Source organism: Marinobacterium sp. xm-d-530 (assembly GCF_013283365.1).
Classification (GTDB): domain Bacteria; phylum Pseudomonadota; class Gammaproteobacteria; order Pseudomonadales; family Balneatricaceae; genus Marinobacterium_E.
The window spans coordinates 279522-293966 of sequence record NZ_WBYM01000005.1; the positions used below are offsets into that span (position 1 = coordinate 279522).

Annotated in this window: 17 protein-coding genes; 4 read left to right on the top strand and 13 right to left on the bottom strand. The window is 48.3% G+C overall.

What is annotated here, in order from left to right; all coding sequences use genetic code 11:
• Positions 1–229 precede the first annotated feature (229 nt).
• The 10 genes from tolB to XMD530_RS10355 all read right to left on the bottom strand — a co-directional run bounded on the left by tolB (position 230) and on the right by XMD530_RS10355 (position 8910).
• Positions 230–1540, bottom strand: coding sequence for a Tol-Pal system beta propeller repeat protein TolB (gene tolB / locus XMD530_RS10310; RefSeq protein WP_173482080.1), 1311 nt, complete (start codon positions 1538–1540; stop codon positions 230–232).
• Positions 1534–2481, bottom strand: coding sequence for a cell envelope integrity protein TolA (gene tolA, locus XMD530_RS10315; protein ID WP_173507116.1), 948 nt, complete (start codon positions 2479–2481; stop codon positions 1534–1536). Before tolA ends, tolB begins: the two co-directional genes overlap by 7 nt.
• Positions 2482–2485: 4 nt before the next feature.
• The gene (tolR, locus tag XMD530_RS10320) at positions 2486–2902 is read right to left on the bottom strand and encodes a protein TolR (protein WP_173482082.1); all 417 of its coding nucleotides are present in this window, start codon (positions 2900–2902) and stop codon (positions 2486–2488) included.
• Positions 2903–2911: 9 nt separating this feature from the next.
• Positions 2912–3589 carry a protein TolQ gene (tolQ, locus tag XMD530_RS10325; RefSeq protein ID WP_173482083.1) on the bottom strand — a complete coding sequence of 226 codons (678 nt, stop codon included), beginning with the start codon at positions 3587–3589 and terminating at the stop codon, positions 2912–2914.
• Positions 3590–3601: 12 nt separating this feature from the next.
• Positions 3602–4018, bottom strand: coding sequence for a tol-pal system-associated acyl-CoA thioesterase (ybgC, locus tag XMD530_RS10330; RefSeq protein WP_173482084.1), 417 nt, complete (start codon positions 4016–4018; stop codon positions 3602–3604).
• 6 nt (positions 4019–4024) lie between these two features.
• A complete protein-coding gene (gene ruvB / locus XMD530_RS10335) occupies positions 4025–5038 on the bottom strand; it encodes a Holliday junction branch migration DNA helicase RuvB (protein WP_173507117.1) in 1014 nt (337 codons plus the stop codon).
• 1 nt (position 5039) lies between these two features.
• Entirely contained in the window at positions 5040–5672 is a 633-nt protein-coding gene (gene ruvA / locus XMD530_RS10340; RefSeq protein ID WP_173482086.1) for a Holliday junction branch migration protein RuvA, read from the bottom strand.
• A 45-nt stretch (positions 5673–5717) separates the two neighbouring features.
• Positions 5718–6236, bottom strand: a complete 519-nt coding sequence (ruvC, locus tag XMD530_RS10345) for a crossover junction endodeoxyribonuclease RuvC (protein ID WP_173482087.1) — start codon at positions 6234–6236, stop codon at positions 5718–5720.
• A 228-nt stretch (positions 6237–6464) separates the two neighbouring features.
• Positions 6465–8228 carry an aspartate--tRNA ligase gene (aspS, locus tag XMD530_RS10350; RefSeq protein WP_173507118.1) on the bottom strand — a complete coding sequence of 588 codons (1764 nt, stop codon included), beginning with the start codon at positions 8226–8228 and terminating at the stop codon, positions 6465–6467.
• Between the two features lie 238 nt (positions 8229–8466).
• A complete protein-coding gene (locus XMD530_RS10355; RefSeq protein ID WP_173482089.1) occupies positions 8467–8910 on the bottom strand; it encodes an HIT domain-containing protein in 444 nt (147 codons plus the stop codon).
• 53 nt (positions 8911–8963) lie between these two features.
• Between XMD530_RS10355 and XMD530_RS10360 the strand changes: the two genes are divergently transcribed.
• Positions 8964–10091, top strand: a complete 1128-nt coding sequence (locus tag XMD530_RS10360; RefSeq protein ID WP_173482090.1) for a GNAT family N-acetyltransferase — start codon at positions 8964–8966, stop codon at positions 10089–10091.
• A gap of 47 nt (positions 10092–10138) precedes the next feature.
• A complete protein-coding gene (locus XMD530_RS10365) occupies positions 10139–10507 on the top strand; it encodes a hypothetical protein (RefSeq protein WP_173482091.1) in 369 nt (122 codons plus the stop codon).
• A gap of 8 nt (positions 10508–10515) precedes the next feature.
• On the opposite strand, the gene XMD530_RS10370 is transcribed toward XMD530_RS10365, so the two are convergent.
• The 3 genes from XMD530_RS10370 to fabV form a co-directional block, all read right to left on the bottom strand.
• On the bottom strand, positions 10516–10701 hold the full coding sequence (locus XMD530_RS10370; protein ID WP_173482092.1) for a hypothetical protein: 186 nt from the start codon (positions 10699–10701) through the stop codon (positions 10516–10518).
• 85 nt (positions 10702–10786) lie between these two features.
• Positions 10787–11872 carry a ferrochelatase gene (hemH, locus tag XMD530_RS10375; RefSeq protein ID WP_173482093.1) on the bottom strand — a complete coding sequence of 362 codons (1086 nt, stop codon included), beginning with the start codon at positions 11870–11872 and terminating at the stop codon, positions 10787–10789.
• Positions 11873–12040: 168 nt separating this feature from the next.
• The gene (fabV, locus tag XMD530_RS10380; RefSeq protein ID WP_173482094.1) at positions 12041–13234 is read right to left on the bottom strand and encodes an enoyl-ACP reductase FabV; all 1194 of its coding nucleotides are present in this window, start codon (positions 13232–13234) and stop codon (positions 12041–12043) included.
• A 146-nt stretch (positions 13235–13380) separates the two neighbouring features.
• Here fabV and XMD530_RS10385 point away from each other — a divergent pair, with 146 nt between their 5' ends.
• Entirely contained in the window at positions 13381–13815 is a 435-nt protein-coding gene (locus XMD530_RS10385; RefSeq protein WP_173483480.1) for a MaoC family dehydratase, read from the top strand.
• Positions 13816–13956: 141 nt separating this feature from the next.
• The gene (locus XMD530_RS10390) at positions 13957–14442 is read left to right on the top strand and encodes a DUF523 domain-containing protein (protein ID WP_173482096.1); all 486 of its coding nucleotides are present in this window, start codon (positions 13957–13959) and stop codon (positions 14440–14442) included.
• The last annotated feature ends 3 nt before the right edge of the window (positions 14443–14445 follow it).

The window sequence follows — 14445 nt, forward strand, 5'->3', positions numbered from 1 at the left end:
ACGGACCTTTCCCAAAATCGCGCAAATTATACCTGACAGAGGTTTATTGCCGCTACAGAGGGAGAGGGGCTTTCAGTGATTATGTAGTTAATTTACAGGACAAACAGCTAACTAATTTTGAATAAACAGTTAACGGTTTGTTATATAGATGCTTTTTAAAACCGAAGGCGGGGGTGTTTATGACGGACAGGAATAACCTGTCCGGTTATGTGGAATTATACTACCAACATTAATAAAGGTAGGGACTCCATGCAGGAGCGCGAACATCACCACGAGTATTCGGCATTCTAAATCGTACCTGACCATCCAAAGAGACTGCTGATAGCACACCTTGATTACCCTCTTGCGTTGCATAAAGGACTACGCTGGCATTAGGCGCAATGGTGGGAGACTCTTCCAAACCGGTCTCTGTCAGAATATCGAGTCGATCAGTCTTTAGATCCAATACCGCAACAGAGAAGCGATTACCTGACCCACCTGAGCGGTGAATCAACGCTAGGAAGCGACCGTCAGGGGTCATGCTGGCACGGGCGTTGTAGTTTCCTTCGTAGGTTACTCGAGTCATTTGACGTGTCGCCAAGAATAGACGATAGATCTGTGGCGACCCTCCTCGGTCAGAGGTGAAGAAGAGCGACTCACCATCGGGCGCCCAGCTTGGCTCGGTATCGATCCCATAGTGATTAGTCACTCGTTGCAACTGACCCGAGGTCACATCCAACACATAGATCTCGGCATTACCGTCTTTAGAGAGCACCAGTGCTAGCTTATTGCCATCAGGTGACCAAGCCGGCGCACCATTCAAGCCGGAGAATGATTGGATTCGTTCGCGTTTCCCGGTTGCCAGGTACTGAACATAGATTGATGGACGACCCGTTTCAAACGAAACGTAAGCGATCTTCTTGCCATCCGCGGACCAGCTCGGTGACATGATCGGTTCGCGTGACTCTAAAATTACACGCGGACGGTTGCCATCCCAGTCAGCCATCTCAAGACGGTAGCGAGAGGTTTGACTGGTCAACTGTTCAGCGGTGACGTAGACGATGCGAGTTGAAAAAGCACCACGATTGCCTGTCAGTGCCTGATAGATCTGATCCGCAATAAAGTGAGCCGCATCTCTAAGTTGGTTAATGTCACTCTCTAAAGGCTGGATCATGATGTTCTCCTCTTTAAGAACATCATAAAGTTCATAGCGAAGGCTGACGCGTGTCGCGGAGATCGGCTCGATTTTACCGACCACAAGGAAGTCACTCTTCGTCATTCGCCAATCACGGAAGAAGACCTGGCTGCGCTCAGAAGGCAGGCTTAACATCGCTGATCTTGGTAAAGTAGTGAATAGACCTGAACGTGATAGATCTTGATCGACAATCTGCGCCACATCTTCTGGGAGCGCACCCTGCCCTGTCCACTTAAAAGGGACAACCGCTACCGGTGTTGGCTCAGAAAGACCCTGTGTCACTTCGACAACCAATTCAGCTTTAACGATTAGTGGCGCCCACAACAGAACAAATATCAGGCTTTTAAATTGGTTAAGATTTACCATCTCAATCCCTCAGGTCTAAATTCAATTAACACTCTACGCAAATTACGCTCAAACGTAATCGGGTCGACGCTTGCAATCAACTCATACTGCCCTACACGCTCAATCGCCTGAAGTACTGATCGATCGTAAGCCATGTCACCACTGCTTTTAATAATCTCTGCCAGATCCACTTCACCCGATGGGAAGAAGTGAATCCGCACGGTCGCTGTCATCCCGTTACGTGCTGTAGAGGGCAGACGCCAGTTATCTTCTGTTAGCGTTCGAATGTAGGCACCTACATCAGCGACCGTTTGTGCTGCTCTTTCAGCTGCTGCGGCACGCTGCCTTGCCAGCTCTTCGCGACGTTTTGCTTCAGCCTGCTCCTGGGCTTTACGCTCTGCATCCGCTTTTCGTTTGGCCTCTTCTGCAGCTTTGCGTTTAGCCTCTTCCGCTTGACGCTTCTTAGCTTCCGCCTTTTTCTTAGCCTCTTCAGCGGCTTTTAATTTGGCTTTTTTAGCCTCTGCATCAGCTTTTTTCTTAGCCGCTTCAGCTTTTTTACGCTCTGCAGCTTTACGTTCAGCCTCTGCTCTCTTTTTCTCTTCAGCCGCTTTTTTGCGCTTAGCGTCATCGGCTTTTTTCTTATCAGCGGCTTTTTTAGCATCCTCTTTACGTTTAGCGTCCGCTGCTTTCTTGCGCTTTGCCTCATCGGATTTGGCTTTCTTGGCTCGTTCCGCGGCTTTTTTCTTCGCAGCCTCTGCAGCTGCTTTATCTTTCATCAATTTCTCTTCAGCGGCTTTCTTTTCAGCCAGAGGCGAAAGATCGACCATTCGAGCCTCGATATGTCGCGGCTGCGCTTTACGATCCACCTCTTGACCGATCCAAACCCCTGAAATAACCACCAACACCAGTGCATGAACCAGTGCAGCAAAAAGGGTTGGCAGAAGATAACTACGATCGAACAAGGATCTACTCCGTCACCAAACCGACTCGTTCAGCTCCAGCACCCTGTAACAGCACCATTAACTGAACCACCTGATCATAGCTCGCTTGACGATCACCTCGAACCAACATCATTTTTCCAGGGTTAACCGAGAGTATCTGCCTGATCTGACCCGCTATCTGTTCGGCACTTTTAGGAACCGTCTCATCTTCACCCAAATTGATGTAGTAAAGTCCTTCTGCATCAACCGTCACGATCAATGGCTCTTCATCTTGAGTCTCTACAGGCTCAGAGGAGGCTTTCGGGAGTTCCACATCAACGCCTTGAGTCAACATAGGAGCTGTCACCATAAAGATAATCAGCAGAACCAAGGTCACATCGATATAGGGTACGACGTTAATCTCTGCATTCAATTTGCGCTTTGTGCGCTGACGCCTAATCATCTTTTACCCTTAACGAGCATGAACGCGACGGTAAAGAATGCTAGAGAACTCATCGGCAAAGGTTTCGTAACTGTTCAACAGAGAATCCACCGATGCTGAGTAACGGTTGTAGGCCACCACGGCCGGAATCGCCGCAAACAGACCTATAGCCGTCGCGACCAAGGCTTCTGAAATACCCGGCGCTACCGAGGCAAGGGTCGCCTGCTGAACGTTAGCCAGACCACGAAACGCATTCATGATACCCCACACGGTTCCAAACAGACCGACATAGGGGCTGGTAGAACCCACCGTTGCAAGGAAAGGAAGGTGCGCTTCGAGCTTCTCCTCTTCACGTGCCATTGCGACACGCATGGCTCGCTGCACACCGTTCATCACCATATCCGGATCAGCATTTGACTGCTGTGTCAGACGTGTAAATTCTTTGAGTCCAGCACGGAAAATATTTTCAGCTCCGCTCTCTGAATTAGGTTCAGCATTGGCTTCGCGGTAGAGCTGACCTAAATCAGCACCCGACCAAAAACGCTCTTCAAATGCTTTAAACGCTTTTTGTGCACCGCTAATGACGCGGCGACGTTGAAAGATAACAACCCAAGATAAAAACGAAGCCGCCAAAAGCGACAACATAACTAACTGGACGACGAAACTCGCACCAAATACGAGACTCCAAATCGACAGCTGATCTTCCACACTCAACTCCTGTTAATCCCAAGCTTCCGGATGCGCTTGGGTGATTGATGTAATTAACTCTTTTGGCCAGCGTTTCGGACGCATGGCTCCAGTGACGGATATCACTTCAACTTCTGCTTGGCAGAGGACTCTATCAGATCCCTCCTTAACAACAGCTTGCAGAAATTTAACACGTGCACCTTGCGGTTTTTTGACGGTTGTTCTGACAATTAACGAATCATCAAGCCTAGCCGGCGCTAAATATTGCGCCTCCACCGAACCAACCACAAAAATCAAATTTTGCTGTGACAGTTCGTGCTGCGACCAACCCGCCGAACGCAACAACTCCGTCCGAGCACGCTCCATAAATTTTAGATAATTAACGTAGTAAACAATACCGCCAAAATCGGTATCTTCTATGTAGACTCTGACAGGCCACTGAAACGCCATAATAAACTAGTTTCCTTCAGGCTTATCGACACCAAAGTATCGGTAAGCATGGTCGGTTAGCACCCGCCCTCTTGGCGTGCGCATGACAAAACCTTGCTGAATCAAATAGGGCTCGAGAACGTCTTCGATGGTGTCACGCTCTTCGCTAATGGCTGCCGCAAGACTGTCCACACCAACAGGACCACCACCAAACTTTTCTAGCATGGCGAGCAGCATTCGACGGTCCATGTGATCAAAACCATGTTGATCGACATTGAGCATATTCAATGCCAGATCAGCCATCTCTTCGGTGATACGCCCATCCCCTTTCACTTCAGAGAAGTCACGTGCACGGCGCAGGAGCCGGTTGGCAATACGAGGAGTACCGCGAGAACGACGTGCAATCTCGTGCGCACCACCCTCATCGATTTCAGAACCACTTAAACGTGCCGTTCGCATGACAATATTGGTCAGATCGGAAATCGAATAGAACTCTAACCGCTGCACAATACCGAAACGATCACGCAGTGGTGACGTCAATAAGCCGGCACGTGTCGTAGCACCGACTAACGTAAAGGGGGGCAGTTCCAGTTTGATCGATCGTGCAGCTGGGCCTTCACCGATCATGATATCGAGCTGGTAGTCCTCCATCGCGGGATAGAGTACCTCTTCGACACTGGCACTGAGTCGATGAATCTCGTCTATGAAGAGCACATCTCCCGGCTCAAGATTGGTCAGAAGAGCTGCAATATCACCCGCTTTCTCTAAAACAGGGCCAGAGGTGGTTTTAATTTCACTGCCCATCTCATTGGCAATAATATTGGCCAGTGTGGTTTTACCCAATCCTGGCGGGCCAAAGATCAGAGTATGATCCAGTGCTTCATTACGCTTGCGAGCGGCATGGATGAAGATCTCCATCTGCTCTCGAACTTGCGGCTGACCTTCATAGTCTTGAAGTGTCTTAGGGCGAACCGCGCGATCATGCACCTCTTCATTGGGTGTCTTAACCGGCGATATAAAACGATCAGGTTCAATCTGCATCTTAGCTTGCCACCATCATCTTAAGTGCCTGACGAATCAACGATTCTGTATCGGCCGTCTCACCCAATTCGGTGACCGCTTTTTCAATCGCCTTAGTTGCTTGCAGCGGTTTATAACCCAATGCGACCAGTGCCGTCTCTGCATCTGCTCTGTAATCGACGGTAGGCTTCGCATCCACGATGGGCATTGCAAAATCACTCAGTTCCGCTTCAACACGGGTCGGTAGCTCAAGTCGATCCAGCTTATCCTTCATCTCGATGATTAAACGCTCAGCGGTTTTTTTACCGACACCGGGCAGACGTACCAGGGCTGTACTGTCCTCATGCTGAACCGTTCGAATGAACTCTTGGACGGAGATACCCGAAAGAATGGTCAACGCCAACTTAGGCCCCACCCCATTCACCTTGATCAGGGTTCGAAACAGAGTGCGTTCGTTTTTGTCGGCAAATCCATAAAGAAGCTGTGCATCTTCACGCACAACGAAGTGTGTATACAGCGTTACAAAGGTGCCGACGTCCGGCAATTTGTAGAAGGTATTCATGGACGCTTCCAGTTCATAACCGACACCGGAAACATCTATCAGCAACTCTGGAGGTGACTTCTCTACCAATTCACCTGTTAAACGACCTATCACAATCTGACCTCAATAAAGTAACGCATTGATATTATTCGAAAGCACTTACAATCTCCATCGCCCTTTTACTGAACGACGAGTTCCCGCTGTCGCTATTAAGCCTTGACGGGTATAGGCATGACAGAGTGCGATGGCCAGCCCATCAGCCGCATCGACCTGTGGCAACCCCGGAAGTGACAAAATACGCTGCACCATCATCTGGACCTGCCCCTTATCCGCAGCGCCAGTTCCAGCTACTGCCTGCTTCACCAGGCGTGCCGCATATTCATGAACCTCTACACCCCGATTGACGGCCGCTACGATAGCGGCCCCTCGTGCCTGCCCTAACTTAAGCGCAGAGTCAGCGTTACGAGACATAAAGACCTGCTCTATCGCACACTCTTGAGGCTGGTAGCGCTCAATCAGTTCAGAGACACCGCTAAAGACTTGATTTAACTTATCAGGAAGGGTCGCATCCGCGATTTTGATACAACCACTGGCAACGTACTCAGCCTTATTACCCTGAGCATTGATGATGCCGTATCCGGTAATTCTTGAACCTGGGTCGATTCCCAATATCAGCATCGGTCGCCTGTCGTAGTGATTGTTTTAATGCTGTATATACTAACAGTAGTTGTGATTGAGACCAATACCTTAAACAGACAGCGGTTGACAGGCTAAAGCCAGTCACCGGAGCATTTTTCTGGCTTCGGAGTGGCGGTGACTGGCTTTCAGCCTGTCAGCCGCTTTATCAGCAATCGCAAGACACAAAAAAACCGGCTTACCGCCGGTTTTTTTTAATCAAACACTCGATTAAGGTGTTTTACGCAACTTGATGTTTAGATCACGCAGTTGAGCCGCGCTCACTTCTCCCGGTGCTTCAGTCATTGGACAAGCCGCTGACTGAGTTTTAGGGAAGGCGATCACTTCACGAATCGAAGTAGAACCTGTCATCAGCATAATCAAGCGATCAAGACCGAACGCCAGACCCGCATGTGGTGGCGCACCGAACTTAAGCGCGTTCAATAGGAAGCCAAACTTCTCGTCCGCCTCTTCATCACTGATACCCAGTACTTTGAAGACCGCTTTCTGCATCTCTTGGTCGTGGATACGAACCGAACCACCACCAAGCTCACAACCGTTCAGAACCATATCGTAAGCACGTGACAATTGACCTTCAGGCTGAGCAATCAACTCTTCTGGTGAACAGCTCGGTGCTGTGAATGGGTGGTGAAGCGCTGTCATGCTGCCATCAGAGTTCTCTTCGAACATTGGGAAGTCGACAACCCATAGTGGCGCCCACTCACGCTCAAGCATGTTAAGGTCTTCACCCACTTTGATACGCAGTGCACCCAAGGCTTCGTTAACGATGTTGGCTTTATCCGCACCGAAGAAGACAAGATCACCATCTTTCGCTTCAAGGCGCTCCATAATCTGCAGCGCAATCTCTGCACCCAAGAACTTAACAATTGGAGACTGAAGGCCTTCAGCGCCAGCCGCTAGATCATTCACTTTAATCCACGCCAAACCTTTCGCACCGTAGATTGATACGAACTTAGTGTACTCATCAATCTGCTTACGAGTCAGCTCTGAACCGCCCGGTACTTTAAGAGCCGCGACGCGACCTTTTGGATCCGTTGCTGGGCCAGCAAACACTTTAAAGTCGACAGTTGCGACAAGGTCTGCAACATCAACCAATTCCATAGGAATACGCAGGTCTGGCTTATCAGAACCAAAACGCTGCATCGCCTCAGAGTATGGCATGTGCGGGAACTCGCCTAGATCGATGTTCAATTGATCTTTGAACAGGCCACGGATCATATTTTCAGTGATTGCCATCACCTCGTGCTCATCAAGGAATGAGGTCTCGATATCGATCTGAGTGAACTCTGGCTGACGATCAGCACGCAGGTCTTCATCACGGAAACACTTAGCAATTTGGTAGTAGCGATCAAAGCCAGAGACCATCAGCAGTTGTTTAAACAGCTGTGGTGACTGAGGCAGTGCGAAGAAGCTACCTTCATGAGTACGGCTTGGGACTAGGTAGTCACGTGCACCCTCTGGTGTAGCACGAGTCAGAATCGGCGTTTCGATATCTAGGAAACCTTGATCTTCAAGGTAAGCACGAACCTGGTGAGTCACTTTAGAGCGGAAACGAAGCTTCTCTTGAATCTCTGGACGGCGGAGATCGACGTAGCGGTGACGAAGACGAACATCTTCACCAACTTGCTGGTGCTCATCCAACTGAAAAGGAGGAGTTTCAGCCTTGTTCAGGATGATCAGCTCTTTACCCAGCACCTCGATAGCACCCGTTGGCATATCCGGGTTGGTAGTACCCTCTGGCCGAGCACGAACAAGGCCTTTAACCTCAACTACGAACTCGTTACGGCAGATATCCGCCAACGCGAAACTCTCTTCGCGATCTGGATCAAACACAACCTGTGTCAAACCCTCACGATCACGAAGATCTAGGAAGATTACGCCACCGTGGTCACGACGACGGTGCACCCAACCTGCCAGGGTAATTTCTTGTCCAATATGTTCTTCACGAAGATCGCCGCAATAGTGGCTGCGCATAACTCTGCTGTCCTATCTACTAAAACCCGCTGAAACGAGTATTAACTAAAATGGTTAGGCCTATGGCCGAAAGGCGGGAATTATACCTGAATTAACAGGCTATTACAGGGCAATTTTTGGTATTTCAAAGAGTATCTTGTGGATTCTAGAGCGGGTGACAGGCTTAAGGCCTGTCACCTTTGGGACGTCAAACTATCTACGAAGAGCGGTAACTGGTTTTCAACCTGTCAAACGCTGATTATACCGCTCTAAACTCAACTTCACCGGTTAACAAGGCATCCAAACGCTCTTTGACAGAGGCTAGCTCATCTGAGCTGTAAGGCTGTGCTGGCACTTTCCCCCAGACTGGTCCTGGCCAAGCAGGATCACTCTCTAACCGGGCGATAACATGTATATGCAATTGGGAAACCATGTTACCTAGATTCGCAACATTCATCTTTTTGGCCGCGAAGATATCGGATAACGCTTGAGCCAGTGCACTGGTCTCCAGCAGCATCTGCTGTTGATCCTCTGCACTGAGATGGTAGATCTCTGTCATACCCGCACGACGAGGTACAAGAATCAGCCAAGGATATTGGCTATCATTCATCAGCAAAACCGAAGAGAGCGGGAAATCACCCAACTTAATCGTATCCGCAGCAAGTTGAGCATCTAACTGAAATTCGAGTTCTAGTTCATCCATTTCTATATACTCCTCGTAACGACCTAACCTTTTCTTAAATATAGACCAAGCAGATGGAAATTAGGACTCATCAATCCATTAATAGTATTGATAAGCATCGTTGGAATGAACTTAAGGATTCCGACTATCCCTTTCTGCGTCATGAATTCTTGGCCGCGATGGAACATTCAGGGTCTGTTTCGACGGAACAGGGTTGGCAACCCTGTCACTTAGAATTAATTGAGGAGGGTGAGACGATTATCTATCTCCCTCTCTATATTAAATACCACTCTTGGGGTGAGTATGTTTTTGATCAGAGTTGGGCAAACGCTTTCCATCAATCCGGCTTAAACTACTATCCAAAGCTTCTAAGCGCAGTCCCTTTTACGCCATCAACCGGCCCGAGATGGGTAGGTAAACTGAAAGCTGAAGAGTCTCTACAGAGAATATCCCAAGCGATTAAAACCTTTGCTAGCGAGTACAAATTAGAGAGCTGGCACCTTCTCTTTCCAAACGACTCATCGATAAAAAGCGCTCTGCCTAGGGATTTGTTAATCAGAAGCGGACTGCAGTATCAGTGGTTTAATAGAGATTATCGTGACTTTAACCACTTCCTAGAAGGGCTCACTTCTCGAAAACGCAAAGAGCTGCGTAAAGAGCGCGAAAAAACCGAGGCGTTTAAATTCATTCACCTCTCAGGTTCAGATATTACCCAAGATCAACTTCAGCAGTTTTACGAACTCTACTCACTCACCTACCTTAAACGGGGACGTGAGCCCTACCTAAATGAGAGTTTCTTTACCGAATTAGTGCACACCATGCCCGAGCAGATGCTGTTTGTCTTTGCACAACTTGACGGAAAAATCGTTGCGGGCGCCCTATCCTTCCATGACAGCAGTACGCTCTATGGTCGCTATTGGGGCTGTTATGAAGAGTATGACGCGCTGCACTTCGAGACCTGCTACTACCAGGGGATCGACTACTGCATTGCACGACAGCTCAAGCGCTTTGACTCAGGTGCACAGGGAGAACATAAGATTAAGCGCGGTTTTGAACCTATATTTACTCACTCTGTACATTGGGTTAATCACCCAGAATTTCACAAAGCGATCGCTAACTTCGTTGATGAGGAGCGGGACTATCTGTCATCACAAAAATCTTACTTATCTGAAAGACTTCCGTTTAAGAACACAGATTTATAGTCTACTCTTATGAAAAGATTCCAGACAATCCATTTAACGGACTAAACATGACACTGCTCAACCAGCTCAAAGACGCTTATCTTATTCGTGACCTTGTAGAAGGAAAGATACGTTACTTTTGGGAATTCCCCTCTGGAGAGCGCGCCAGCGAACTACTGGTCTCTTATGATGCGGCTTATGACTGGTGGCGACAGGCGATTCATGATGCCTATGAAGGCCCCGAACGTCGTACTTCACCTTTTGATCGACGCGCTAACAGTGTTAAACGCGCCAGCGAGGTCAAACATGGGCAAGTGACCGTTCAGTCTTACGGTGGGCGACGCACAACTGATACGCCACCGAAAATTAGAGAGGATCGAGCTGAAGCTAAAATTGAGAGGTTAAAGTCCCAGCTGTCGCATTGGAGTGATCAATAAACGAGCGATCAGTGCAGTGGGGTTTCGTACTTTTTCTGAATCGCAATCAATTGAGGCTGAATATCGAGTGGGGCGTACTTGATCGCTTGATCAAACAGCTCTTTGTTCGCCTCTGATAATCGCTCATCTTCGTCCATCTGTGACAACTGACTCATCGCTTCAAGAAATTTAGGGTGCGGTTTCGTAGCAGACATCACAGACCTCCTGATCCAATAGATTAGATTCTATTGTGGCCTAAAGTATTCACTAGGCAAAGTGCTTTTTAGCGCAGAACAAACTCTACTGTTCCGCGCCTTTAGCTTTGGCTTCGGATGCTCGTAATTGATAATCATCTTCAGGTTTGGAGATCCACCCTTGAAGTTCACGATCAATCAATCCACACAGCATGTTAATGTGTGATGCATCAGAGTTTAGCGCTTCAATGTATTCATAACGCTCACCACCCGCCTCTTCGAAATATTCGCGGTTCTCTTCACCGATCTCTTCAATGGTCTCAAGACAATCAGACGAAAACCCAGGGCAGACCACCTGAACAGATTTCACACCCTGGCCAGGTAGGGATTTAAGCGTCTCATCAGTATATGGCTTCAACCACTCTTCGCGACCAAATCGAGACTGGAAGCAGGTCATGTACTCCCCCTCTTCTAACCCCAAACGATCGGCAATCAGTCGTGTCGTTTTATGACACTGACAGTGGTACGGATCGCCATTTAAAAGGTATCGTTTTGGTACACCATGATAAGAGAGAATGAGTTTATCCGCTCGCCCATGCTCAGCCCAATGAGCTTGGATCTTCTCTGCTACCGCCTCAATGTAAGCAGGTTCATCAGCGTACTGCTGAATAAAACGGAAATCTGGAATCAGACGGCGTTTTTGAAAATCACTCGCTACCGCATCAAAGGTAGAAGCGGTCGTTGAAGCGCTGTATTGCGGATAGAGTGGCAACACTACTAACTTTCGAACACCCGCTTCTTGCATGCGATCTAGCACTGATTCAATCGATGGATTGCCATAACGCATCGCAAAATCAACCACGACGCGATCGCCATACAGCGATTCAAAATGGTTACGGATAGCTTCTGTCTGATTTTTAGTATGAGTAAGAAGCGGTGAGCCTTCGTCCGTCCACACGGTTGAGTAGGCTTCAGCAGAACGCTTCGGGCGTATATTTAAGATGATAAGATTGAGAACCATCCACCAAATTGGACGCGGAACTTCCACGACACGAGGATCCCAAAGAAACTCCTTAAGGTAGCGTTTAAGCGCTTTGGGAGTCGGTGCATCCGGTGTACCCAGATTGGTCACAAGGACGCCGATTTTATCTTTCTGGCTATGAGAAAATTTTGGAAAGCCTTTGTATTTCATCTAAAAAACGCTCTAAATGTTTGATGGTGACAGTGTAGCCAATCTTATGTGAGTGCACCAAGACTGAAATCAGAAAAATCCATACGCACTCTATGGGCTTTACGATCACCTGTAGCAACTGACAATAAAAAACCGGCACATAGCCGGTTTTTTTTGAGTTGACTTGTATTAAGACAATTCGAGTGGCTTGAACGGAACCAAAGTATCCACTTCAGCGTCGTAATCAACACCGTCAATACCGAAGCCGAACAGCTTCAAGAACTCATCTTTGTAGAGTTGGTAATCGGTCAATTCAAACAGATTTTCAGAAGTGACATCTGGCCATAGGGCTTTACACGCCGTTTGAATACTGTCACGAAGCTCCCAATCATCTAGACGGAAGCGGTTGCCTTCGTCCATTTCGCAGCTGTCACCGTAGAGACCGGTGCGGAATAGTCGGTCAATCTGCTCTTGGCACCCTTCATGAACACCTTCAGCACGCATGATTTTGAACACCATAGCTAGATAGAGTGGCATCACAGGAATAGCAGACGAGGCCTGTGTCACAACGGACTTAAGAACCCCTACGTTTGCTTGACCACCCTTTTTCGACAAGCGCGCATTCAATTCAGAGGCAGCACGATCCAAATCCTGCTTCGCTTTACCAAGGGTACCGTGCCAGTAGATCGGCCAAGTGATATCGGTACCAATGTAGCTGTAAGCAACGGTTTTAGCACCGTCAGCCAAAACGCCTGCTTCATCCAGAGCTTCGATCCAAAGCTCCCAATCCTGACCGCCCATCACTTTGACGGTTGCGTCGATCTCTTCTTGATTGGCTGGTTCGACTTCCGCTTCGATGATGACATCTTTGTTAGTATCGATCGCTGTTGAACGGTAGACCTCACCGATCGGCTTCAAGGCAGAACGAATCACCTCACCAGAGTCTGGCATTTTACGAACAGGAGACGCCAGCGAATAGACCACAAGATCAATTTGACCTAAGTCCTCTTTGATCATCTCAATGGTTTTCGCTTTCGCTTCATGAGAGAAAGCGTCGCCGTTAATCGATTTAGCGTAAAGCCCTGCTTCGTGGGCCAGCTTTTCAAAACTCGCCGAGTTATACCAACCCGCGGTACCTGGTTTCTTCTCGGTTCCCTCTTTTTCAAAGAAGACACCAATGGTAGAAGCACCCGCACCAAAGGCTGCTGTTATACGTGAACTCAAACCATAACCCGATGATGCACCTACAATAAGTACACGCTTAGGACCATCAATCGTTCCTTGCGCTTGAGTCTTCGCAATTTGCTCGCGAACGTTTGCTTCACAGCCTGTTGGGTGAGTTGTTGTGCAGATGAAACCGCGAATTTTTGGTTTAATGATCATGGTAGAAAGTTTAGTCCATTCAATATAACGAAACGCAAAGATACCTGATTTATCCCCACTGGGGAATCTTGAAACCTCTCTTGCACCCCATGAAAAAGTGAGTAACCTATTGCAAAAACCCAATTCCACACTGTTTAGGATGATTTATGGATAATTTACACGGCTACTACTTAGAAGACCTTGAAGTTGGTATGAGCGACAGTTTTGCAAAGACCATTTCTGAGGCAGATGTCTATGGCTTTGCAGGCATTTCGGGTGACACCAATCCTGTACACATCAACGAAGAGTATGCGGCGACAACTCCATTCGGCCAGCGCATTGCCCACGGCATGCTAAGTGCGGCATTAATCTCTACTGTGGCCGGTACGAAACTTCCTGGACCTGGAGCGATCTATGTTGATCAGCAGATTAAGTTCAAGGCACCCCTTTTTATCGGGCAAACAGCGAGAGCAGAAATCACCGTTAAAGAGATCAATGAACGCCGTCGTCGTGTCCTTTGTGACACCAACGTTTATGTTGGCGACAAGGTAATCGCAACGGGTGAAGCAACCTTTATGGTGGACGCCCGTCCAGAGGCTTAAACAGCCTAACAGCCTGTGTAAGACCATTGATTGAGACTCACAGGCTGACTTCCCCTTTCCACTTCTGTATGATCGCCAACCACTAAATCGTCGTACAGCGACATCTACGACACAATAATAAAAAAACACGGTCACACATTTATGAATAAAGTGCTTATCAGCGCCTGTCTTTTGGGCGAAAACGTTCGATACGATGGACGTCACAACCTCATTAATCACCCCCTGCTAGAGAGGCTACAAAACGAAGATCGCCTCGTTAGGATCTGTCCCGAGGTCGCCGGTGGTCTCACTGTCCCTCGCCCCTACGCCACTATTGCTCGTCGTATTCCGGTTGAAGTCATCACAGATGAAGGCGAAGACGTTACTCCGCAGTTTGTTCTTGGCGCCGAGCTCACAGCAGAACTGGCAAAGCGAGAGGGGTGCGTTGCGGCTTTGATGAAAGCAGATAGCCCAGCCTGTGGTAATCGCGACATCTCAGGCGCTGCCTTCAGTGGTAAAGAGGCGTCTGGCGCTGGTATTGCAGCGCAAGAGGTCATTGAGTCTGGCATCCCAGTCTTTAATGAGACGGAAATTGATCGCTTAGAAGCGATGTTAGAAGAGCTAGATTTAGTATCTGAAACCGCATAATTG

Coding starts and splice junctions, on each gene's coding strand:
- XMD530_RS10385 (WP_173483480.1), top strand. CDS start 13,381: ATGGATAATTTACACGGCTACTACTTAGAAGACCTTGAAGTTGGTATG.
- XMD530_RS10355 (WP_173482089.1), bottom strand. CDS start 8,910: ATGGATGAACTAGAACTCGAATTTCAGTTAGATGCTCAACTTGCTGCG.
- XMD530_RS10390 (WP_173482096.1), top strand. CDS start 13,957: ATGAATAAAGTGCTTATCAGCGCCTGTCTTTTGGGCGAAAACGTTCGA.
- ybgC (WP_173482084.1), bottom strand. CDS start 4,018: ATGGCGTTTCAGTGGCCTGTCAGAGTCTACATAGAAGATACCGATTTT.
- hemH (WP_173482093.1), bottom strand. CDS start 11,872: ATGAAATACAAAGGCTTTCCAAAATTTTCTCATAGCCAGAAAGATAAA.
- ruvC (WP_173482087.1), bottom strand. CDS start 6,236: ATGCTGATATTGGGAATCGACCCAGGTTCAAGAATTACCGGATACGGC.
- XMD530_RS10370 (WP_173482092.1), bottom strand. CDS start 10,701: ATGTCTGCTACGAAACCGCACCCTAAATTTCTTGAAGCGATGAGTCAG.
- XMD530_RS10360 (WP_173482090.1), top strand. CDS start 8,964: ATGGAAATTAGGACTCATCAATCCATTAATAGTATTGATAAGCATCGT.
- tolR (WP_173482082.1), bottom strand. CDS start 2,902: ATGATTAGGCGTCAGCGCACAAAGCGCAAATTGAATGCAGAGATTAAC.
- tolB (WP_173482080.1), bottom strand. CDS start 1,540: ATGGTAAATCTTAACCAATTTAAAAGCCTGATATTTGTTCTGTTGTGG.
- fabV (WP_173482094.1), bottom strand. CDS start 13,234: ATGATCATTAAACCAAAAATTCGCGGTTTCATCTGCACAACAACTCAC.
- ruvB (WP_173507117.1), bottom strand. CDS start 5,038: ATGCAGATTGAACCTGATCGTTTTATATCGCCGGTTAAGACACCCAAT.
- aspS (WP_173507118.1), bottom strand. CDS start 8,228: ATGCGCAGCCACTATTGCGGCGATCTTCGTGAAGAACATATTGGACAA.
- XMD530_RS10365 (WP_173482091.1), top strand. CDS start 10,139: ATGACACTGCTCAACCAGCTCAAAGACGCTTATCTTATTCGTGACCTT.